The organism is Mesorhizobium sp. LNJC405B00, from assembly GCF_000502615.1.
GTDB lineage: Bacteria > Pseudomonadota > Alphaproteobacteria > Rhizobiales > Rhizobiaceae > Mesorhizobium.
Map to the genome: position 1 here is coordinate 243,240 of NZ_AYWC01000005.1, position 21,531 is coordinate 264,770.

Consider the following 21,531-nt stretch of genomic DNA (forward strand, 5'->3'; position numbering starts at 1 on the left):
GGGGATAAGTGCCGACCGGCTGCTGCGTCATGCAACCAAAGTCTGACAGCGGATGCGGCGATCAGGCGATCTTCTGCTGGTCGCGGCCGGGACCGATCAGCACAAGTGCCGCGACCAGGAACAGATACATCCAGCCATCGCGCCATTCGATCGGGAAATAGCCGGCCCATAGCGACTCCGCCATGCCGAAGGCGGCCGCACCGAGCGCGGCCCGAGGCGGAGAGAGATAGCCGCCCACCGCCGTCACGAACAGGATTTTCAGCCCGTAGACGAGGCCGGAGCCGAAGCTGACATTGCCGTAGTAAAGGGCGGCCATGATTCCGGCCAGCGCGGCGCAGAAACCGCCGAACAGCACCGCATGCCGGAACACTGCGCGCACGTCCACGCCGCACATGGCAGCCGCTTTGGGATCGTCGGAGACGGCGCGCCAGCGGCGGCCGAAGCCCGAGCGGGCAAACGCCCATGCAGCGAGCATGATTGCCGCCAGAACCACCGCGCAATCGATGAGCTGGATCAGCGTCAGCGTCGCCTGGAAGCCGGCATCCTGAGCAAAAACGATGGGCTGCGCCAGCATCGGCGGCAGCCACCAATCATGCGTGTCGGCGGCGATACGGCTTGCTTCCGACAGCACCAGCAGGATGCCGAGCGTCGTCACCACAATGGCATTGGGCGTGCGGTCGGCCAGCGGTTCGAAGACGCTGCGCGACAGCACGTGGCCGATCAGCGCGGCATAAAGGAAAGCCGTGAAGACGCCGAGCACCACTGCCGCCAGCAAGGTCAGCCACAATACCTGATAGCCGAAGGCCACGGTCAGGATCATCGTCTGGCCGCAAAAGGCGAACAGCGCGCCATAGGCGAGATTGGTCCGGTGCAGGATGCCATTGGTCAGCACGTAGCCGAAGGCAAGCAGCGCATAGAGCGCGCCGGAATGCAGCCCGTTCAGCACCTGCTGGAAGAAATAGAGCATAGACAGCTTTCCGGGCGCCGGAGCCCGCGCCAAGGTTTGCATCGTAAAATCTAACTTGTCAAACGCGATTTATCGGTTAGATTTCTGATATGACAGTATCTTGGAGCCCACATCGCTTCACCGGCGGCATTCTTGCGCTCGATACGGCCAACACCGTGGTGTTGCGCAACGATCCGGAAAAGACTTTCGACCGTTTTGCCGATCCGGCCGAGATCGCGCGCTTCGCCAACGCCGCAACCGGCTTTCGCGGTGCCGAGCTTGGCGGCAGACCGCTAGAGGCGACCTCGCCGGACAGCATCGCCCCGGTGGTGCTGGCGATCCGCGAGACGACCGACCGCCTGTTTCGCGGCGCGGTGTCGAAAGGTGCGCTTGCCGCCGGCGACCTCGCCGCTTTTCTCAAGGCCTGCGCCAACGGCCTCGATCGGAGCCCTGCCGAAATCGGCGCACCGGGTAGACCGTTCGGCGATCCATCGACGCCGATCGCGTTCGAGGCGGCGCTGGCGGTTTCGGCCTTGTCGCTGCTGCGCGACGACACGGTCGCCAGGCTCAGGATCTGTCCCAATTGCAGCTGGCTGTTTCTCGACAGGAGCCGCAATTCCAGCCGCCTTTGGTGCGATATGGCTGTGTGCGGCAACCGCCAGAAAGCAAGCCGTCACTATCGCCGCCGCACGGCGGCACATGAGGTCAACAATGCCTAGGGTTGTTTTTCGTTCGATCCTTGTCGGTGCTGCGCTCATTGCAGCCGTTGCGCTTGGCGCCTGCCGCGACACCGGCGGCGACGGCAAGCTGTTCGAGGTTTCCGGCAAGGTCGTCGTCTTCAACTACCGTCTCGCCCGGGCGACCTATGTCGTGACGCTGCGGCCCCTGCAGCCGATGGGCGAAGGCCAGGTTGCGGTCGCCAGTTTCCAGAATCCGGCCGGCGGCCCTCCCCTGGTAGTCGAGCAGAAGGTCTGGCCGAAGCTCGACAAGGTCAGCCTGGAGAGCCCGGCGCTCACCTGCATCGTCAAGGACAAACCCTATGCGATCTCCATCAGCATCAGGGGTCCTGACGGCACGTTCCTGCAGAAGATCGACACGACGCTGATGTCGAGCGAGGACCAGTCGATCCTTCCCGACCGGCCGCTGGTGGTCGACCAGCTCTATACGGCCAATCCCGATCTTGCCGGCCATCCCGACGGCAAGCTGCCGGGTGAGCCGAAGCCGGATTGCTCGAAAGGCTGACGCGTCTTTGCCGGGCGCGACTGCGTGGAAATTTTCGGTCGCCGGACAACCGCCGCGGACCGATTTCGTGCCGGATACGCGACGGCAGCGGATCGTTCGTTGCGCTTTGCCTGGCACTTTCGATTTCGTTTGACCTGCCTTGCAAGCGGAGAAAGACTGCGCCATCTCACTCCTACGTTGGCTGCGCGCCCCCGGTGCTGTCTCCGCAGAGGAAATGCCTGATGACGCTGCACGACGTCGCGCTCGACGACAAGTTCGATCTTGGCAAGGAGCGCATCTTCCTGTCCGGCGCACAGGCGGTCATCCGCATGCTTTTGATGCAGCGCGAGCGCGACCGCCGGGCCGGCCTCAACACGGCCGGCTTCGTGTCCGGTTATCGCGGCTCGCCGCTCGGCGGCCTCGATATGCAGCTGTGGCGGGCGAAAAAGCAGCTGGCGCAGGCCGACATCGTCTTCCAGCCCGGCCTCAACGAGGAGCTTGCCGCCACCGCCTGCTGGGGCTCTCAGCAGACGGAATTAATGGGCGAAGGCAAGCATGACGGGGTGTTTTCGGTCTGGTACGGCAAGGGACCGGGCGTCGACCGCTCCGGCGACGTTTTCCGCCACGCCAACCTCGCGGGAACGTCGAAGTATGGCGGCGTGCTTGCGCTGATGGGCGACGACCATATGGCCGAATCATCGACCAATGCGCACGCCACCGAATTCCTGTTCGTCGACACCATGGTGCCGATCCTCAACCCGGCCGGCGTTCAGGAGATCATCGACTACGGCCTCTACGGCTTTGCCATGTCGCGCTTCGCCGGCACCTGGGCGGCTATCAAATGCGTCAAGGACAACATCGAATCCACGGCCTCCGTCGATGCCGCGCTCGAGCGCCTGAACATCGTCGTGCCGGAGTTCGATATGCCGCCCGGCGGCCTCAACATCCGCGATGAGATCGACATGCTCGGCCAGGAGGAGCGGCTGCATGAATACAAGCGCGCCGCTGCATCCGCCTTCATCCATGCCAACGGCCTGAACCGCATCGTCTATTCGGGCGGCCGCGCGCCGAAGCTCGGTATCATCACGCTGGGCAAGAGCTATCTCGATGTCCGCCAGGCGCTGGAAGACATCGGCATCGACGAGGCCGCCGCCAACCGCATCGGCATCCGCCTGTTCAAGGTCGGCTGCCCCTGGCCGCTCGACCTGCAGCATATCGCCGAATTCGCCCGCGGCCTCGACACCATCGTCGTCGTCGAGGAGAAGCGCTCGCTGATCGAGGTGCAACTGCGCGAAAACCTCTACGGCACCGCCACCCAGCCGATGATCGTCGGCAAGAAGGACGAGCGCGGCGACTGGCTGTTCCCGGCCAAGGGCGCGCTCGACCCCAACGAGATCGCCATTGCGCTGGGCGAGCGCATCCTGCGCACAATCGGCCCTTCGGAAGAGATCACTGCCAAGGTGGCAAAGCTGCGCCAGTTCCAGGCGATGCTTGCCGACACCAGCGATATCGGTTCGCGCACGCCGTTCTTCTNAGGTGGCAAAGCTGCGCCAGTTCCAGGCGATGCTTGCCGACACCAGCGATATCGGTTCGCGCACGCCGTTCTTCTGCTCCGGCTGCCCGCACAATTCCTCGACCAAGGTGCCGGACGGCTCGATCGCCGCCGCCGGTATCGGCTGCCATTTCATGGCGCTGTGGATGGACCGCAACACGGTCGGCTTCACCGCCATGGGCGGCGAGGGCGCACAATGGGTCGGCCAGGCGCCATTCTCCAAGCGCGGCCACATCTTCCAGAATCTCGGCGACGGGACCTACAATCACTCCGGCACGCTGGCGATCCGCTTCGCGCTGTCGACCGATGCCAACATCACCTACAAGATCCTCTACAACGACGCCGTCGCCATGACCGGCGGCCAGCCGCATGAGGGCGGCCTGACTGTCGACATGATCGCCAGGCAGGTGCGCGCCGAAGGCGTCGAGCGCATCGCCATCGTCACCGACGAGCCGGACAAATATGCGGGGAAGGCCGAATTCCCCTCCGGCGCCACCATCCACCACCGCGACGACCTCGACCTCGTCCAGCGCGAGCTGCGCGACGTCAAGGGCGTCTCGGTGCTGCTCTACGACCAGACCTGCGCGGCCGAAAAGCGCCGCCGCCGCAAGCGCGGCACCTTCCCGGATCCCGACAAGCGGGTCTTCATCAACGAACTGGTCTGCGAGGGCTGCGGCGATTGCGGGGTGCAATCGAACTGCGTCTCAATCCAGCCGGTCGAAACCGAGTTCGGCCGCAAGCGCAGAATAGACCAGTCGAGCTGCAACAAGGACTTCTCCTGCGTCAACGGCTTCTGCCCGTCCTTCGTCACCGTGCACGGCGCCAAGATCAGGAAGGCCGAAGGCATTGCCGGGCGCTCCGACCCGCTTGACGGCGTGCCGGTGCCAGCCGAATTCCCGCTCGGCAGCGAGGGTTGGGCGGCGATCATCGACGGCGTCGGCGGCACCGGCGTCGTCACCATAGGTGCTGTGCTCGGTATGGCCGCCCATCTCGAGGACAAGGGCTGCGGCATGATTGACATGGCCGGCCTCGCCCAGAAGGGCGGTTCGGTGTTCACCCATGTCCGCATCGCCCGCACGCCGGACGACATCCACGCGATCCGCGTTTCGGCCGGCAAGGCCGACCTGGTACTCGGCTGCGACCTTGTCGTGTCCGGCGCCAAGAAGGTGCTTGGCGCGGTGCGCGAAGGCCATACCATCTTCCTTGCCAACACTGCCGAGATCATGCCTGGCGAATTCGCCCGCTCGGCCGATTTCTCGCTGCCCATCGAGCGCCTGAAGAAGGCGATCCGCGCTGCCGCTGGCGACGACAAGACGCATTTCTTCGACGCCACGCGCACCGCCACCCAATTGTTCGGCAATTCGCTCGGCGCCAACATGTTCATGCTCGGCTTCGCTTTCCAGCATGGCGGGCTGCCGCTGTCGGCGCAAGCCGTTGAAAGAGCGATTGAATTGAACGGCGAGGCGGTGGCGATGAACATCGCCGCCTTCCGCTGGGGCCGGCGCGCCGCGCATCAGCCGGACTTTGTGCGCGGCCTCATCGCGCAACCGGGCAAGGCCACTGAGATCGCCGAGACGCTGGACGATATCATCGCCCGCCGCGTCGCTTTCCTCTCTGCCTATCAGAATGCCGCCTATGGCAGGCGCTATGTCGAGAAGCTGGCGGTTTTGCGTGCTGCCGAGGCCAAGGCCGTGCCTGGCTCGACCGCGGTGACCGAGGCCGCCGCCAGAAACCTGTTCAAGCTGATGGCGATCAAGGACGAATATGAGGTGGCGCGGCTCTACACCGACGGCTCCTTCGCTATGGAGCTCTCAAAACAATTCCAGAGCTACGACAAACTCGAATTTCATCTGGCGCCACCGATCATGGGCAGGCGCGGCAATGACGGCAAGCCGAGGAAATCGAGCTTCGGCCCGTGGATGATGAAGGGTTTTCGCCTGCTGGCGGCGCTGAAAAGCCTGCGCGGCACGGCCTTCGACGTGTTCGGCTACAGCGCCGAGCGGCGCATGGAGCGGCAGCTTCTGGCCCGCTATGAGGCCGATCTGGAGCTTGTCGCCAAGGCACTTGCGCCAGGCAGGATCGAGGCCGCCATCGCCCTTGCCTCGGTGCCGGCGCTCATTCGCGGCTACGGCCATGTGAGGCAGGCCAGCGCCGAAAAGGCAGAGGGCGAGCGCACAAGACTTGTCGAGCGGCTGGCCAACACGCCGGCGCGGCCTGAACTTCAGGCCGCCGAGTGATCGATACGCCTTGTTTACCTGAAGCTTGATTTCCCAATCTGCACTGCATTCGCCCGCCCTCGGCAAACGGGCCAAAACCGCTGTTCTAAGCCTTTCTTAAGGCTGGTGTGGCATGACAAGGCTTAGCGTTGGGCCAACGGTATGGACAGAGCAAAGACCGAAGACATCCCGGCGGATGTTTATATCCAGTTTGTGCGGGCGTTATCCGACAACGCCTACATGCTGGTGGTCGGCGGCGTATGCTACTGGATCCTCGGATTGACGATCTACCTGCGGACGCACGATCCGCTGTATCTTGGCTTCGCGTTCCTTCTGTTGTCGATCAGCCTTTGGCGTTACTTCAGCATCCGCAGCTTCCACAGGGGAGGCAGCCCTATAACCACTGTCGAAAAGGCAGAGGCGTGGGAACGCGGTTACATTCTGAAAGGCAGTGCGCAGGGCCTCGCGTTGGGGTCGTTGTGTTTCGTGTCGATCTACCTGCGTCCCGATGACTTCGCCGAAGTGGCGTCTGTGTCGTTGGCATTGACCACCCTGCTCACGGTTGTCGGCCGAAGCTACGGATCCAGGCGCATGGTGCAGATTTTTTCCGTGACCCTCATTGGGCCAGCAGCACTTGCGCTCTTCCTGCGCATGGGCGTCCCCGACTTCGTCCTCGGGCTGATGATCATCCCGACGACAATCGTCACCATCAGCAGCGCCGACCATGTCCGCAACGTTCTGTTCTCGGCGGTCATCGGTCACAGGCAGGCGAAGGAGTTGGCGCAAAAGTTCGATCGGGCACTAAATACCATGTCGCATGGCCTTGTCATGCTCGACTCGAACGAGAAGGTGGTCGTCGCCAACGCCGAGGCAGCACATTTGATGTCATTGAAATCGCCGGGCACGCTGCTGGGGCGGTCGATCCACGGCCTCTTGATGCGCGGCGTTGCCGGCGGCATGCTGGCCCCGAAGGACTGCCGCTACATCGAGGCACAACTGACGCGCGCCCTGCGCGAAGGCCGCGACCGCAAGGTACTGGTCTCACTCGCCAACGGCCAGCACTACGAATTCTCCGCCCGTGAAGGCAGCCAGGAACTGGGCGTCATTACATTCGAGGACGTGACGGCCCGCGTCGAGGCGGAGGAAAAGATCCGCTTTATGGCGCGCTACGACAGTCTGACCGGCCTGCCGAACCGCGCCTATTTCCACGAACTTGTCCGTGAAGCCATGGCCTCCGGCGAGCAGGAGCGGCTCTGCGGTCTGGCGGTGCTCGATCTCGACGACTTCAAGAGCGTCAACGACACCCTCGGCCATCCTGTGGGCGACGGGTTGATCTACGCCGTGGCAGAACGTCTCGCGGCGATTGCCGGACCTGGCATCACGGTCAGCCGCTTCGGCGGCGACGAGTTCATGATCTTCTTCGACCGTGTCGAGGACGAGAGCCATCTCAGCCCTCTCCTCGACCATATATTCGCGAACCTGCAGGGTGAGGTGGACGTCGCCGGCCACGACCTGCGCATCCAGGCCAGCGGCGGTGCGGTGCTGTCCAAGGTCAAGGACACAGAAGTTGATGCAATGATCGTCAAAGCCGACCTTGCCCTCTACAAGGCCAAGGAGCTCGGCAAGAACAGTTGGAGGCTGTTTGAGGCGGCAATGGACGCCGCCTTCCGCAATCGCCAGATGATGAAGGCCGATCTGCGCAACGCCGTGCAGGCCAGGGAATTACGCGTCGTCTATCAGCCGATCGTGGCTGTAAACACCATGCGCATCGCCAGCTGCGAGGCGCTCTGCCGTTGGGACCACCCGGATCTCGGCCCGATCTCACCCAGTGTCTTCATCCCACTGGCCGAGGAGATGGGTATTGTTTCCGACATAAGCACTTTCGTGTTGGAGGCCGCGTGCGCCGAATGCTCGAAATGGCCGACCCAGACCAGCGTGTCGGTCAACCTTTCGGCCAAGGACTTCCGCAATCGCGATATCGTCGAGAAGGTCAGAAATGCCTTGGCCAAGTCGGGCCTTGCGGCGCACCGGCTCGAAATCGAGGTCACCGAGACCGCCCTGCTCGACGACAAGTCGCTGACGCGCGAGTCGATCGAGGAATTGAAGGCACTCGGCGCGCGCATCGCGCTTGACGATTTCGGGACCGGCTACTCCAGTCTGAGCTATCTGCACAAGCTGCCGCTCGACAAGATCAAGATCGACCGCTCATTCCTGGTCGATGTGAACCAGAACCGGCGGTCGCTCGACCTACTGAAGGGCATCGTCGGCCTGTCCCGGACATTGGGCCTTTCGGTCACCATCGAAGGGGTCGAGACCTTCGAGCAGCTGAAGACGCTGGTCCATTTGGTCAAGCCGGACTTCGTGCAGGGCTTCCTGTTCGGCGCCGCGCTCAGCGCATCGGGCATCGAGACGATGTCGAGCGTCACATGGCCGTTCGCCGCTGACCTGCATATCGCCGGCAAACGGACAGCCAGCTAAACGCAATCCGAGGAAAAATGCGAAGCGGTTTTCCGTCGGAATCGCGCCTGAGCAAAAGCAATCCAGGAAAAGTGCGAGCGGTTCTCCACTTGAATTGCATTTAAAAACACTCAGCAATTGTTCACTTGATGAAATGATGACCGCTCAGGCGTCGTTCAAGCCCGCGACGTCTTGGCGCTTTCAAGATCTGACTTCAGAATCATTTCGATGACCGCCGCCAGACCGGATCAGGCAACCACCCGCTGCGCCGTCTGTTTTCTCGTGTAAGACCGGTGAACGACCGCGCTCATTAAGGTTAACAAGCGGTAAACAAGCAATGTCGAATTTTCAGCTTGTGTCTCATTTCAACTCGAATAGCCTACTTCCAGGCGGAATTCGAGGAATGGCAATGAATACTGCGATGAAGAGTGCGTCGGCTGAGGCCAGCGCGAGGATCGACTCGGCTCTCAACCGATCCATGATGCAATTGCTGGATCATGTCGAATATCGTCTCATTACCGGGGGCGAAGATCTGGAGGCGATCTACCGACTCCGCTATAAGTCCTATCTGCGCTCAGGTATGTGCAGCCCGATCGCCAGCGGCATGTTCGAGGATCGCTGGGACAATCTGCCTAATTCCTATCGGTTCGGTGTCTACTGCTACGGCGAGTTGGTCAGTACAGTGCGCCTCCACTATATTTCCACAGACCAGCCGTACTCGCCTTCGGTCGACGCCTATCCCGAAGTATTGCTTCCCCGGCTTGCCCGCGGGGAAACGTTCATCGACGGAACTCGCTTCGCGACAGATCCGGACAGCGCGCCGGCGCCCGGAGTGCTGCCTTTCCTGACGCTCAGGATTTGCATGGCGGCCTACTGTTATTTTCGCCAGACCGCGATGTTTATCCCGATTAAGTTGGAGCATTCCGCTTTTTATGCCCGCTTCTTCAGCGCCACGCAGAGGACCGCGGGCAAGGCGTTTCCGGGCGTTCTCCCTCCGCTCGCATTGTTCGAAATTCCCGGTAATGAAGAGAATGTTCAACGGATACTCCACCGGTTGCCGTTCTTCAGATCGACAGCAACGGAGCAAAGGCTGATGTTTGGCAATCCGGCTATCAACCGGCTGACACCTTTGTCCATTCTGCCAACGGCGAAATACTACCGCGACGCCGCCTGAACGGATGTTCATTCTCGCGCCATGGATCTTTCCGCTGGCTTCGTCGTTATCGGTTGCCGCGCCGCATTCCTGGTGCTGCCGTAGCCCTGCGGTACCTCCGAATTGTTCACGCGAAAGCATGCCGACATGACTATCCACTCTCTCGCGCTTACCCCGCTCATCTCCCTGATCGCCGGTGTGCTGATCCTGGTGATGCCGCGGCTCCTTAATTACATCGTCGCGCTCTATCTGATCGTCGTCGGACTGCTCGGGCTGTTCCCGCATCTGGCCGGTTGAAACGCAAAACCCTCAACGTTCGACGCCAGGCCGGCGACAAGCCCATGCCGCCGGCTTTCAACATTCCTTTGAGGCTGTTGTCACTGGTCGTGCGGCAATAGCGCCATTGCTCTTGGCCCGGCTTTTCGCTATGTGCCTCAAAGATGTCTTCGAAGGGGTATTCCTATGGCTGATCACACGCCGACCGGTCCTGTCGAACTGGGCGCGAAGATGGACTATGCCGAACATGACCGCACCTATCATGGCTTTCTGGCGCTGGCCAAATACGGCTCGCTGTTCTGCGGCGCCCTGCTCCTGGCAATGGCTTTCGGCTTCTTCGCAGGCGGCTTCTTCTCCGCGACCATCCTGTTCGTGCTGATCCTCGCCCTCGGCGCCTTCATTCTCCGATAGTCTCTTCAGACCCTTGCCAAGGGCGTAGCCGGACATCCGGCCGCACTCTTTCGCAAAGCCGCACTCTTGCGCAAACAGGTTCCAGCCGAAAGGATCATGCGGTGGGACAGACGGTTTTCATCCCTCGCGAGCTCGATGCCAGCGAGCCTCGTGTCGCGGCCTCGCCCGATACCGTGAAGCGGCTGGCGGCGCTGGGCTTCGACGTCACCGTCGAGACGGGCGCCGGCACCAGGTCGCGCATCCCCGATGAGGAGTTCGCCAAGGCGGGTGCCGCGATCGGCAAGGCTTCGGATGCGAGCCGGGCGGATGTGGTGCTGAAGGTGCGCCGGCCGACCGACGCCGAGTTGAAGGACTACAAATCGGGTGCGGCGGTCATCGCCATCATGGATCCCTACGGCAATGATGCCGCGGTCGCGGCGCTTGCCGAGGCTGGGGTCACCGCCTTCTCGATGGAATTCATGCCGCGCATCACCCGCGCCCAGTCGATGGATGTGCTGTCGTCGCAGGCCAATCTCGCCGGCTACCAGGCCGTGATTGACGGCGCATCGGAGTATGACCGGGCGTTGCCGATGATGATGACGGCGGCCGGCACTGTGCCGGCGGCGAAGATCTTCATCATGGGCGTCGGCGTCGCCGGCCTGCAGGCGATCGCCACGGCGCGCCGCCTCGGCGCCGTCGTCACCGCCACCGACGTTCGCCCCGCCGCCAAGGAACAGGTGGCGTCGCTTGGCGCAAAGTTCCTCGCCGTCGAGGACGAGGAGTTCAAGGCGGCCGAGACCGCCGGCGGCTACGCCAAGGAAATGTCGAAGGAGTACCAGGCCAAGCAGGCAGCGCTCACCGCTGAGCACATCGCCAAGCAGGACATCGTCATCACCACGGCGCTGATCCCCGGCCGGCCGGCGCCGAAGCTGGTGTCGGCGGCGATGGTCGCCTCGATGAAGCCGGGTTCGGTGATCGTCGACCTCGCCGTCGAGCGCGGCGGCAATGTCGAAGGCGCGGTTGCGGGTCAGGTGGTGACGACGGCCAACAACGTTAAGGTCGTCGGCCACCTCAACGTGCCCGGCCGCGTCGCCGCATCGGCCTCGCTGCTCTACGCCAGGAACCTGTTCGCCTTCCTCGAGACGCTGGTCGACAAGACCAGCAAGACGCTCGCCATCAACCGCGAAGACGATCTGGTCAAGGCGACGATGCTGACCGACGCTGGCCGCGTGGTGCATCCGGCCTTCGCCAAGGCGGCGGAACAGCCCCATGTCGAACCGGCGGCCATTCCGGCGGAGACCATGGTGGCTGATGCCACGCCGAAGAAGGCTGCACCGAAAAAGGCGTCCGACAAAGCCACTGCCGGCAAGTCCGCCGCCAAGCCGAAGGGGATCGCGTGATGGATCAGACCTTGCAGAAAGCCCTCGATCAGCTCGACCAGGCAAGTGCCGCCGTCCGGCTGGCTGTGCAGAACCTGGCCAACGCGCCCGGTGGCGCCGATGCGGCGGGCGATGCCGCGCACGCACTGTCCGGCGGCGCCATCGATCCCTTCGTCTTCCGCTTCGCCATCTTCGTACTTGCGATCTTCGTCGGATACTACGTCGTCTGGTCGGTGACGCCGGCGCTGCACACGCCGCTGATGGCGGTCACCAACGCCATCTCCTCGGTCATCGTCGTCGGCGCGCTGCTGGCCGTCGGCATCTCGGCCTCCGGCATTGCCACCGGCTTCGGCTTCGTCGCGCTGATGCTGGTCTCGGTCAACATCTTTGGCGGCTTCCTGGTCACCCAGCGCATGCTGGCCATGTACAAGAAGAAGGACCGGTAGAGAGCCATGAACGCCAACTTCGCGTCCTTCCTCTACCTGGTCTCCGGCGTCCTGTTCATCATGGCGCTGCGCGGCCTGTCGCATCCGACCACCAGCCGCCAAGGCAATCTCTACGGCATGATCGGCATGGGCATTGCCATTGCCACCACGCTGGCGCTGGCGACTCCGTCCGCCGGGCGCTTCGGCCTGATCGTGCTTGGTCTGGCCATCGGCGGCGGCGTCGGCGCCGTTACAGCGCGCCGCATCGCCATGACTTCGATGCCGCAGCTGGTCGCCGCCTTCCACTCGCTGGTCGGCCTTGCCGCCGTCATGGTAGCGGCAGCCGCCATCTACGCGCCGGAAAGTTTCGGCATCGGCACGAATGGCGACATCCACGCCCAGGCGTTGATCGAGATGAGCCTTGGCGTTGCCATCGGCGCCATCACCTTCACCGGCTCCGTCATCGCCTTCCTCAAGCTCGATGGCCGCATGTCGGGCAAGCCGATCATGATCGGCGGCCGTCACATCATCAACGCGGTCCTCGGCATCGCGCTGATCGTGCTGATCGTGCTTCTGGTCACCACCGAGGCCAAGCTGGTGTTCTGGCTGATCGTCGCGGCTTCGCTGGCGCTCGGCGTCCTCTTGATCATCCCGATCGGCGGCGCCGACATGCCGGTCGTCGTCTCGATGCTGAATTCCTATTCCGGCTGGGCCGCCGCGGCACTCGGCTTCACGCTTGGCAATCTGGCGTTGATCATCACCGGCGCGCTGGTCGGCTCGTCCGGCGCCATCCTGTCCTACATCATGTGCAAGGGCATGAACCGGTCGTTCATCTCGGTCATCCTCGGCGGCTTCGGCGGCGAGACCGCGGCGGTTGCCGATGACGGCATCGAACGCACGGTCAAGCAGGGCTCGGCCGACGACGCTGCCTATCTGATGATGAACGCACAGAAGGTCATCATCGTGCCGGGCTACGGCATGGCGGTCGCCCAGGCCCAGCACGCGCTGCGCGAAATGGCCGACAAGCTCAAGGCCAATGGCGTGGATGTCAAATACGCCATCCACCCCGTGGCCGGCCGCATGCCCGGCCACATGAACGTGCTGCTCGCCGAAGCCAATGTTCCCTATGACGAAGTGTTCGAACTGGAAGACATCAACTCCGAGTTCGCGCAGGCCGATGTCGCCTATGTCATCGGCGCCAACGACGTCACCAATCCGTCCGCCCGCGACGACAAGTCGTCGCCGATCTACGGCATGCCGATCCTCGACGTCGACAAGGCCCGCACCTGCCTGTTCGTCAAGCGCTCGCTCGGCTCCGGCTATGCCGGCATCGACAACACGCTGTTCTACAAGGACGGCACCATGATGCTGCTCGGCGACGCCAAGAAGATGACCGAGGAAATCGTCAAGGCGATGGATCACTGATCCCGCCGCAACCTTCCACTGGAAGGTTTGGTCCATCATCGGAAACAAAAAAGCCCGGTTCGACCGGGCTTTTCTATGTTGAAGACCGGTTCAGCGGCTGGTCAGGAAAACCGCTTCCTCGTCGTCGCGCTGCCTGCCGCCCAGTGCTGCCGCAGCGCTGGCGATGAAGGCGCCGATAACCAGCGACAGGGCGCCAAGCAGTGCGAAGGTGGCGCTGCCTTTCCGGGCGGCGTCGGCGGCCTGCTTGGCCTTGACCTTTGCGTCCTCGACCCTGGCCACCAGGGCGTCGACACGCGCCTTGGCGTCAGCCTCGGAAAGCCCGGTGCGGGCGGCGACGAGCTGCGACAGATAGGTCTTGTCGTCAGCCGAAATTTCGCCTGCCGCCGCACTGGCGACGAGGATGCGCGAAGCCTGCCCGGCCGCAGCCGCATCGCTGTCCGGATTGGCCGCCGCGAGCCTGGCGGCATCAGCCGGACGGAACAGCGTATCCACAAGATAGGACGTTGCATTGTCGGCCGGTGCGCTGCCGGCATTGGCGGACGCGCCGGCCGAAGCACCCATGGCGGCGCCTGAGGCAACGGTAGAAGCCGCCTGCACGCCTGAACCAAGCACTGCCGACAGCGCCGACCCGAGAATGCCGACGACCAGCAATGTCGCCAGCGCCCAGGCGAGGAGGCCGTGCGCGGTGTCACGGAAATAGACCTCGTCGGTGTGGATGCCGACCCATTTGGTGCGCAGGCGTCCGGCAAGATAGCCACCGACCCCGGAGGACAGCCATTGCACGATGATGAGCCAGATCGCGCCGGACACCGCGAAGGTGGTCAGCGAGGCACTGGCGCCGGACCATGGCGAGACCATGGTCAGCCCCAGTCCTGAGCCGAGCAGCATGAGGATGAAGGTCAGCGTCGAGGCCGCGAAGGCGCCGGCGATGATCGGCCCCCAGCTGACGGCCGTGGCGGAGGATTCTGTTGAAGCAGATACGTCGACAGCCGATACGGTGGACTGCATCGACGCCTCCTACCGTACGAACAGCATGATGAGAATGATGATCGGGATCGGAATACCGAGCAACCAGAGCAAAATACCGCGTCCCATAAAGAGCCTCCCTGCGAGAAATTGATCGATGTCGTCACAATGTTCCTGAGCGATTTCCGTTCCGAGGAGCAATGAAATGATTTGCTTAGCGGGAACGGAACTATTTTCCGCGCGGCCCGAGGCACGACTGCGAAACTGTGGATTGGTTCACGGAGGTCCACATGGGCTGCCGTGTATTGTTGGCTCGGTGAGCCGGGGGTAGCATGAGCGATCCCGCCGTCGGATGTCGTCAACGGAGACGCTGATGCCCAAGACTGTCGCATCGCTGGCTTACAAAAAGGCGCAGCCCAGCCAGGCGGTGGTGATCGTGCATGGCATGGGCGAGCAGCGGCCGATGGGTACGCTGAGGGGATTCGTCCAGGCGGTCTGGAGCAGCGATCCCACCCGTGCTCCACCCTACGCCCAGATTCCCGATCCGGCCGTTTCCGGCGCCACGATCAACCAGAGCTGGATCACGCCCGACAGCCGGACCAAGTCACACGAGCTGCGCCGCATCACCACGCCCTACGACGTCGATGGCCGCCGTACCGATTTCTACGAGCTTTATTGGGCCGACATCACGCAAGGCACGACGCGCGGCCGGCTGGCCGCCTGGGTGACGAACCTGTTGTGGCGCAAGCCCGCCGACATTCCGCCCGACGCCCGCAAGCTTTACGTCGCCACACTTCTGATCGTTATCGTCATTCTGGGCGCAGCACTCGTGCTGGCAACATCGGTCTGGCAACAGGCCGTTACCTTGACGACCGGCCTGATGATCACCACCCTCGCTTCTTTTGTCATCTGGGCGGTGGATCAGTTCGCCCTGCCCTATTTCGGTGACGTCGCAGCTTATGTGCGCGCCGAGGCGGCGGCGATCGAGAAGCGTGCGCTGATCCGCGACAGAGGCCTGACGTTGCTCAAGACGCTGATGAAGGACGATGCTTACGACCGCATCGTGCTGGTCTCGCACAGCCTTGGGTCGATCATCGCCTATGATTTGCTGCAGATCCTGTGGGCCGAGTTCCGGCCGCGAAGGCTGGAAGCGGTCCGCGACAAGGCCAAACTGGCGGCGGTCGAGGCCGTCGACAAGGCAACGCTCGGCTCTGATGGGTCAGCGTGGCCAAAGAACCTTGAAGACCTCGCCGGATTCCGGCGCGGTCAATGGGCGCTCTACCAGCAGCTTCGGACCAAGGACGCCGACCACCCGCTGCCCTGGAAGATCAGCGATTTCGTCACGCTTGGCAGTCCGCTCTCCCACAGCGAATTCCTGGTGACCTACAATCTCGCCGAATTCAGGCGTGGCCTTGCCGAGCGCCTGTTCTCGGCTTGCCCGCCGATTGCCGATGACGGGCGCCCCGGCGGCACCGTGCTTTACCGGGAAGGACACAGCCAAGGCAAGGCGCAGCGCGCGGTGCATCATGGCGCGGTGTTTGCGGCAACGCGCTGGACGAACGTCTACGACCGCGGCAATGGCTGGGCGACAGGCGATCCGATTTCCGGTCCGATGACGGAAAACTTCGGCCCCGGTGTGGAGAACATCCAGATCGAGCTTCGCAGCTCACTTGGCCGTATCTTCACCCACACGCTTTATTGGTCATCGACGGCAAACGGCGTCGAAATCGCCCTGCCGGCGGGCACCGCGCCGCGCTCGCATCTGCAAGTGCTGCGCGACGCGGTGGACCTTGGTCGGAAGCTGGAGCCAAAGGCCTGACCCGGAGTGGAGCTCCGGCGGCAAGGCCCCCAGCCCTCAAATGTCCAGATTGGCAACTGACAGCGCGTTGTCCTGGATGAATTCGCGCCGCGGTTCGACCTCGTCGCCCATCAGCCGCGAAAACAGCGAATCCGCATCGGTGGCGTCATTGACCTTGACCTGCAGCAGCGAACGCACATTCGGGTCGAGCGTGGTTTCCCAGAGCTGCTCGGCATTCATCTCGCCGAGGCCCTTGTAGCGCTGCATGGTCAGGCCCTTGCGGCCGGTCGCAAACACCGCGTTGAGCAGCGCCAGCGGCCCCGAAATGGTTTCGGAGACATCCTTGCGGCGCAGCACCGGCGGCTCGCCATAGACTTCCATGAGGCGCGGGGCATAGCGGTCGAGCTGGCGTGCGTCGGCCGAATTTATCAGCCCGGCATCGAGCTGCGCGAATTCCTTGACGCTGCGCACCGTGCGTTCGAACACATAGCCGCCGACGCCTTCATTGGAGGTCGACAGCCGGCCGGTCCAGCCGCGCTCGGTGTCCTCGGCAATGATGTCGAGGCGCTGGGCGACGCGTTCGGCCATGGCATTGGCGCGGCCGAGGTCGTTTAGCACATCGGCGTTGAGCGCGCCGGCGATCGCCGCCTGTTCGACCACGCCCCTGTTGTAGCGCGTGTGCAGCCCGTTGATGAGCTGGCGCACGGCCAGTGCATCATCGATCGAGCCGCGCAGATCCTGTCCGGCCCGCGCCTCGCCGGAGGCAAGCGTCAGCGACGCCTCCTCCAGCCCGGAGCCGATCAGGAACTCCTCGAAGGCGCTCTCGTCCTTGATGTATTGCGAGCTTTTTCCGCGCGTCACTTTGTAGAGCGGCGGCTGGGCGATGTAGAGATGGCCGCGCTCGATCAGCTCCGGCATCTGGCGGAAGAAGAAGGTGAGCAGCAAGGTCCTGATATGGGCGCCGTCGACGTCGGCGTCGGTCATCAGGATGATCTTGTGGTAGCGCAATTTGTCGGCGTTGAACTCGTCCTTGCCGATCGAGGTGCCGAGCGCGGTGATCAGCGTGCCGATCATCTCGGAGCCGAGCATGCGGTCGAAGCGGGCGCGCTCGACATTGAGGATCTTGCCGCGCAACGGCAGGATCGCCTGGTTCTGGCGCGAACGGCCGCCCTTGGCCGAGCCGCCGGCGGAATCACCCTCAACGATGAAGATTTCGGATTTCGCCGGGTCGCGCTCCTGGCAGTCGGCGAGCTTGCCAGGCAGCGAGGTGACGCCGAGCGAGCTTTTGCGGGTGATGTCGCGGGCCTTGCGCGCGGCTTCGCGCGCCGCAGCCGCCTGGATCACCTTGTCGATGACCACCTTGCCCTCGGTCGGGTGTTCTTCCAGCCAGGTGCCAAGCGCCTCGTTGACCAGGCCTTCGACCACGGGCCGCACCTCTGACGAGACCAGCTTGTCCTTGGTCTGCGAGGAGAATTTCGGATCGGGAACCTTGACCGACAGCACCGCCGTCAGGCCCTCGCGGCAGTCGTCGCCGATCAGCGCCACCTTTTCCTTCTTGGTCAGGCCCGACGATTCGCCATAGCCGGTGATCTGGCGCGTCAGCGCGCCACGGAAGCCGGCCAGATGGGTGCCGCCATCGCGCTGCGGGATGTTGTTGGTGAAGGCCAGCACGTTCTCGTGGTAGCTGTCGTTCCACCACATCGCCACTTCGACGGTGATGCCGTCGCGCTCGGCCTTGATGGCGATCGGCTTGTCGATCAGCGGTTTCTTGACCCGGTCGAGATATTTGACGAACTCTTCCAGGCCGCCATCATAGTGCAACTCGTGGCGCACGAGATCGGCATGGCGGGCATCGGTCAAAATGATGCGCACGCCGGAATTCAGGAAGGCGAGCTCGCGCAGCCGGTGCTCCAGCGTGCCGAAGTCGAACTCGACCATGGTGAAGGTTTCGGACGACGGAAAGAAGGTGATCTCGGAACCGCTGCGGCCCTCATAGGTGCCGGGCTGCTTGTTCTGCTCATAGCTGCCGGTCGCCTTGAGCGGCGCATCGGCATTGCCATGCGTGAAGCTCATCTCGAAAATCTGGCCGTTGCGGCGGATTTTCAGCTTCAGCCAGGCCGACAACGCGTTGACCACCGAGACGCCGACGCCGTGCAGGCCGCCAGACACCTTGTAGGAATTCTGGTCGAATTTGCCGCCGGCATGCAGCTGCGTCATGATCACTTCGGCCGCCGAAATGCCTTCGCCAGTGTGAATATCGGTCGGAATCCCGCGGCCATTGTCGATAACGGTGACCGAACCGTCGGGATTGAGCGTCACCGTGACCAGATCGGCATGGCCGGCCAGCGCCTCGTCGATGGCGTTGTCGACCACCTCATAGACCATGTGATGCAGGCCCGAGCCGTCGTCGGTGTCGCCGATATACATGCCCGGCCGCTTGCGGACAGCGTCCAACCCCTTCAAAACCTTGATGGAATCGGCGCCGTATTCGGCCTCAGCGCCGTTGGCGTTGTCGCTTTGATCGCTCATGAAAACCTGTCTGATTGATGCCGCATGCTCAGCGCGAAAAAATGGCTTCGAATCACGCCGCTTTGATGTCCTAGATATAGGCGCAAAAGGCGGTTTTTCCAAGGTTTGCGGGCATTTCAGGGCTGAATCCCGAGCTGGCAGCCGGCTATTTTTTCGCGGCTTTCAATTTGGCCAGAAGACCGCGCAGATATTTGATAGTGGGTTTGTCCCTCGGCGCCAGTTTGCCTGTGCGGTCAAGCTCCAGCGTCAGGTCTAGCGCCTGCGACAACACAGCCTTCGGATTCTTCGCCACATAGGCATAGTTGATGTAGGCCTGTACCAGATCGAATTGCCAGATCGCATTGTCCGGATCGGACAGGGCCAACCGCTGGCGGATGGCCAGGCTGGCTTCGAAGGCCTTCTTCGAGCCCTCATAGTGGCGCTGCTTGGTCTCCAGCAGGCCTATTTCCTCGAACGTGATCGACAGGTCGCGCTGCCAGTCGGAATTGCCCGGGTCGAGATTTGCCAAACGGTTGGCAATAACGAGACTGTCCTGATAGTTCTGCAAAGCACCGGCGATATTGCCCTCGGCATCAAACACGCCGGCAATTTTTTCCAAACAGACCGACAGGTCGCGCTGCCAGTCGGTGTTGCCTGGGTCGCTGGCGGCAAGGTCTCGCGCCGTGGCCAGCGCTTGCTGGTAGGCCTCCAACGCGAGTGGCCAGTCCTTCTGGTCGCCGTAAGCATTGCCGATCTTGGCGTAACCGACCGACAGGTCGCGCTTCAAATCGGTGTCGTTTGAGTCGCGGCGCACCAGCGCTTCGGCGATTATTTGGCTCTTGTTGTAGGCGTCGAGCGCGCCCGCAGCGTCGCCACGCTCGCGCAGAACGTCGCCGATCCTGGTGTAGCTGACGGAGACGGCGCGCTGGTGCCTGGGGTCGTCCGGGTTGTTCTGCGCCAGTGCCAGCCGAATTCTCAGGCTCTCTTCGAATGCAGTCTGGGCGCCATCCAGTTGGCCGGCGGTGCGGGCAAGGCCGCCGATTTCGTCGTAGGTAATGGTCAGGTCGCGCAGCAGATAGACGCTGTTCGGCTCGGCATCGGCCAATTGCTGCTTGATGGACAGGCTTTGCTGGTAGGCCTGGGCTGCCGCACCCACGTCGCCTTGCGTGGCCAGCACATTGCCGATCTTATCATGGGCCATGGCGAGATCGCCGAGCCAGTCCTTCTTGTCCGGCACGTCTGTGGTCAGGCCCTGCAACATGTCCCTGGCCGCCTCATAGTTTTGCAGGGAGGCCGGCAGATCGCCTTGCGCCATCTTGATGTTGGCGAACTTGATATGGCCGATGGCGAGGTCGCGCTTGACGCTCGGATCGGTTTCCTGGCGCGCTCGCTGCTCGAGGTTGGCGACCAGCGCCGCAAAGGCGCGGCCGGCGGCATCGGTGTTGCCAACCGTCGTGTAGAGGATGCCGAGCTCTTCCAGCGTGCGGCTTTGGCGGTCGGCCTGTTCCAGGCTGAGAGAGGTCTGCCCGGCCTCGCCGTAGAGCGACAGCACCGTTTCATAGTCCTTGATGGCGGTGGCATAGTCGAGGGTGGCGCGCGCCGCGCCGCCCGAGAGAAATAGCGTCGCGGCTTCGGACAGGGTGCGGCTGACGAAATTGGCCTTCAACGCCTGGCGCGAGACATTGTCGACGTCGGCGGCCTTGGCGAGGATCACGCGTGCACCATCGAAAGCGCCGAGCGCCAACTGTTCCTCGGCCTGGCGGCGCAGTTCGGTCACCTGCGGGTCGTCGGCGGCCAGCGTCTTCATCTCGCCGCGCACCTTGACGAAGGCGTCGGCCGCCTCGCGCAGCTTGGCGTCCAGGCTTTCGCCGGAGAGATGGCTGGTGTCGGAACTGATCAGCGCGCCATAGAGCGGCGCCAGCGGCATGTCGGCATCGCTGGCGACCCGTTCGACCGCGCCGCGCATTTCCGGCGTCACATCGGCCATGGCAAGCAACAGCCGCTCGCGCTCCGGCAGTTGTTCCTTGGCCGCCGAGGCGAAGAACAGCTTCGGCAGCCCGCTCTCGACGTAGGGCAGCTGTTTTCCGCGCGAAAGGTCGTAGACCTCCTGCTGCACCAGCGTCAGCACCGAGCGGATTTCGAGCCCGTCGGTGCCGAGGTATTTGATCAGCGCCGCTGTAAAGGGCGAATTCGCACCGGTACCGTCGGCAGCCGTCTCGCCGGGCGCCGCCGAAAAGGCGAACAGGATGTTTTCCGCCTTGCCGACGCGTCCGAGGCCCGGCTTGATCTTGTCCACCAGGTCCTTGATCAGCGATGTGGCGCCACGCCCGTCGCCGTTGCCGCCTGTGAACGGATCGCTGCGGCAGGCGTCGAGCACGATCAGCCCGACCTTCGCCGTGGCGGCAATCGCATCGCGCACTTCCTCCAGCGGCAGGCTGGTCTTCTCCAGCTGGTCGAGCGAGGAGGCATCGGCATCGACCGGCAGAAGACGGTTGTCGCCGGAGATTTCGACGCCATGGCCGGAGAAATACACCAGCGCCACGTCGGCGCCCATGGCGTCCTCGCGAAAATCGTCGAGAGCCCGGCGCATGCGCCTGAGATCACGATTGGTCTCGACCACGACCTCGAAGCCGAGCTTCTTCAGCGCCACTTCCATCACCTCGCCGTCATTGACAGGATTGGCCAGCGGCCGCACCAGCCGGTAGTCGTCCTCGGCAATGACCAACGCCACGCGCCGCTCCGCCACCGCTGTGGCGGTGGTCGCAAGCATCAACAGCAAGGCAAACAACAGGCGCAAATCGAACCGCCCCCGGCTCAGT

Annotated in this window: 14 protein-coding genes and 1 pseudogene; 11 read left to right on the forward strand and 4 right to left on the reverse strand. The window is 63.2% G+C overall.

Going from position 1 to position 21,531, the window contains the following annotated elements; all coding sequences use genetic code 11:
• Nucleotides 1-61 precede the first annotated feature (61 nt).
• On the reverse strand, nt 62-967 hold the full coding sequence (locus X756_RS152935; RefSeq protein WP_023729724.1) for a branched-chain amino acid ABC transporter permease: 906 nt from the start codon (nt 965-967) through the stop codon (nt 62-64).
• Nucleotides 968-1,056: 89 nt separating this feature from the next.
• On the opposite strand from X756_RS152935, the gene X756_RS152930 reads away from it, so the two are divergent.
• The 10 genes and pseudogenes from X756_RS152930 to X756_RS152895 all read left to right on the forward strand — a co-directional run bounded on the left by X756_RS152930 (nt 1,057) and on the right by X756_RS152895 (nt 13,440).
• The gene (locus X756_RS152930) at nt 1,057-1,665 is read left to right on the forward strand and encodes a CGNR zinc finger domain-containing protein (RefSeq protein WP_023694705.1); all 609 of its coding nucleotides are present in this window, start codon (nt 1,057-1,059) and stop codon (nt 1,663-1,665) included.
• On the forward strand, nt 1,646-2,188 hold the full coding sequence (locus X756_RS152925) for a hypothetical protein (RefSeq protein ID WP_031193855.1): 543 nt from the start codon (nt 1,646-1,648) through the stop codon (nt 2,186-2,188). Before X756_RS152930 ends, X756_RS152925 begins: the two co-directional genes overlap by 20 nt.
• Before the next feature lie 221 nt (nt 2,189-2,409).
• Nucleotides 2,410-5,956, forward strand: a pseudogene (locus X756_RS01000000165440) (indolepyruvate ferredoxin oxidoreductase family protein).
• Nucleotides 5,957-6,097: 141 nt separating this feature from the next.
• On the forward strand, nt 6,098-8,413 hold the full coding sequence (locus tag X756_RS152920; protein ID WP_023729726.1) for an EAL domain-containing protein: 2,316 nt from the start codon (nt 6,098-6,100) through the stop codon (nt 8,411-8,413).
• 382 nt (nt 8,414-8,795) lie between these two features.
• Nucleotides 8,796-9,566, forward strand: a complete 771-nt coding sequence (locus tag X756_RS152915; protein ID WP_031238378.1) for a hypothetical protein — start codon at nt 8,796-8,798, stop codon at nt 9,564-9,566.
• Between the two features lie 126 nt (nt 9,567-9,692).
• Entirely contained in the window at nt 9,693-9,842 is a 150-nt protein-coding gene (locus X756_RS1000000167390) for a DUF3096 domain-containing protein (protein ID WP_023729728.1), read from the forward strand.
• 165 nt (nt 9,843-10,007) lie between these two features.
• A complete protein-coding gene (locus tag X756_RS152910; protein WP_023671340.1) occupies nt 10,008-10,232 on the forward strand; it encodes an aa3-type cytochrome c oxidase subunit IV in 225 nt (74 codons plus the stop codon).
• 101 nt (nt 10,233-10,333) lie between these two features.
• A complete protein-coding gene (locus tag X756_RS152905) occupies nt 10,334-11,611 on the forward strand; it encodes a Re/Si-specific NAD(P)(+) transhydrogenase subunit alpha (RefSeq protein WP_023729729.1) in 1,278 nt (425 codons plus the stop codon).
• Nucleotides 11,608-12,036 carry a proton-translocating transhydrogenase family protein gene (locus tag X756_RS152900; RefSeq protein ID WP_023671338.1) on the forward strand — a complete coding sequence of 143 codons (429 nt, stop codon included), beginning with the start codon at nt 11,608-11,610 and terminating at the stop codon, nt 12,034-12,036. The genes X756_RS152905 and X756_RS152900 overlap by 4 nt, the downstream gene beginning before the upstream one ends.
• A 6-nt stretch (nt 12,037-12,042) precedes the next feature.
• Nucleotides 12,043-13,440, forward strand: coding sequence for an NAD(P)(+) transhydrogenase (Re/Si-specific) subunit beta (locus X756_RS152895; protein ID WP_023671337.1), 1,398 nt, complete (start codon nt 12,043-12,045; stop codon nt 13,438-13,440).
• A gap of 90 nt (nt 13,441-13,530) precedes the next feature.
• Here X756_RS152895 and X756_RS152890 read toward each other — a convergent pair whose 3' ends face one another.
• On the reverse strand, nt 13,531-14,448 hold the full coding sequence (locus tag X756_RS152890; protein WP_023729730.1) for a membrane protein: 918 nt from the start codon (nt 14,446-14,448) through the stop codon (nt 13,531-13,533).
• A 331-nt stretch (nt 14,449-14,779) separates the two neighbouring features.
• On the opposite strand from X756_RS152890, the gene X756_RS152885 reads away from it, so the two are divergent.
• Nucleotides 14,780-16,225 carry a hypothetical protein gene (locus X756_RS152885; RefSeq protein WP_023729731.1) on the forward strand — a complete coding sequence of 482 codons (1,446 nt, stop codon included), beginning with the start codon at nt 14,780-14,782 and terminating at the stop codon, nt 16,223-16,225.
• Between the two features lie 36 nt (nt 16,226-16,261).
• On the opposite strand, the gene gyrB is transcribed toward X756_RS152885, so the two are convergent.
• Both gyrB and X756_RS152875 read right to left on the reverse strand, forming a co-directional pair.
• Nucleotides 16,262-18,733: a DNA topoisomerase (ATP-hydrolyzing) subunit B gene (gene gyrB, locus X756_RS152880; protein ID WP_023671333.1), complete on the reverse strand. Its 2,472-nt coding sequence runs from the start codon at nt 18,731-18,733 to the stop codon at nt 16,262-16,264.
• 145 nt (nt 18,734-18,878) lie between these two features.
• Nucleotides 18,879-21,509: a caspase family protein gene (locus tag X756_RS152875; RefSeq protein WP_023729732.1), complete on the reverse strand. Its 2,631-nt coding sequence runs from the start codon at nt 21,507-21,509 to the stop codon at nt 18,879-18,881.
• Between the last annotated feature and the right edge of the window lie 22 nt (nt 21,510-21,531).

Coding starts and splice junctions, on each gene's coding strand:
- X756_RS152885 (WP_023729731.1), top strand. CDS start 14,780: ATGCCCAAGACTGTCGCATCGCTGGCTTACAAAAAGGCGCAGCCCAGC.
- X756_RS152920 (WP_023729726.1), top strand. CDS start 6,098: ATGGACAGAGCAAAGACCGAAGACATCCCGGCGGATGTTTATATCCAG.
- gyrB (WP_023671333.1), bottom strand. CDS start 18,733: ATGAGCGATCAAAGCGACAACGCCAACGGCGCTGAGGCCGAATACGGC.
- X756_RS152935 (WP_023729724.1), bottom strand. CDS start 967: ATGCTCTATTTCTTCCAGCAGGTGCTGAACGGGCTGCATTCCGGCGCG.
- X756_RS152930 (WP_023694705.1), top strand. CDS start 1,057: ATGACAGTATCTTGGAGCCCACATCGCTTCACCGGCGGCATTCTTGCG.
- X756_RS1000000167390 (WP_023729728.1), top strand. CDS start 9,693: ATGACTATCCACTCTCTCGCGCTTACCCCGCTCATCTCCCTGATCGCC.
- X756_RS152910 (WP_023671340.1), top strand. CDS start 10,008: ATGGCTGATCACACGCCGACCGGTCCTGTCGAACTGGGCGCGAAGATG.
- X756_RS152925 (WP_031193855.1), top strand. CDS start 1,646: ATGAGGTCAACAATGCCTAGGGTTGTTTTTCGTTCGATCCTTGTCGGT.
- X756_RS152915 (WP_031238378.1), top strand. CDS start 8,796: ATGGCAATGAATACTGCGATGAAGAGTGCGTCGGCTGAGGCCAGCGCG.
- X756_RS152890 (WP_023729730.1), bottom strand. CDS start 14,448: ATGCAGTCCACCGTATCGGCTGTCGACGTATCTGCTTCAACAGAATCC.
- X756_RS152895 (WP_023671337.1), top strand. CDS start 12,043: ATGAACGCCAACTTCGCGTCCTTCCTCTACCTGGTCTCCGGCGTCCTG.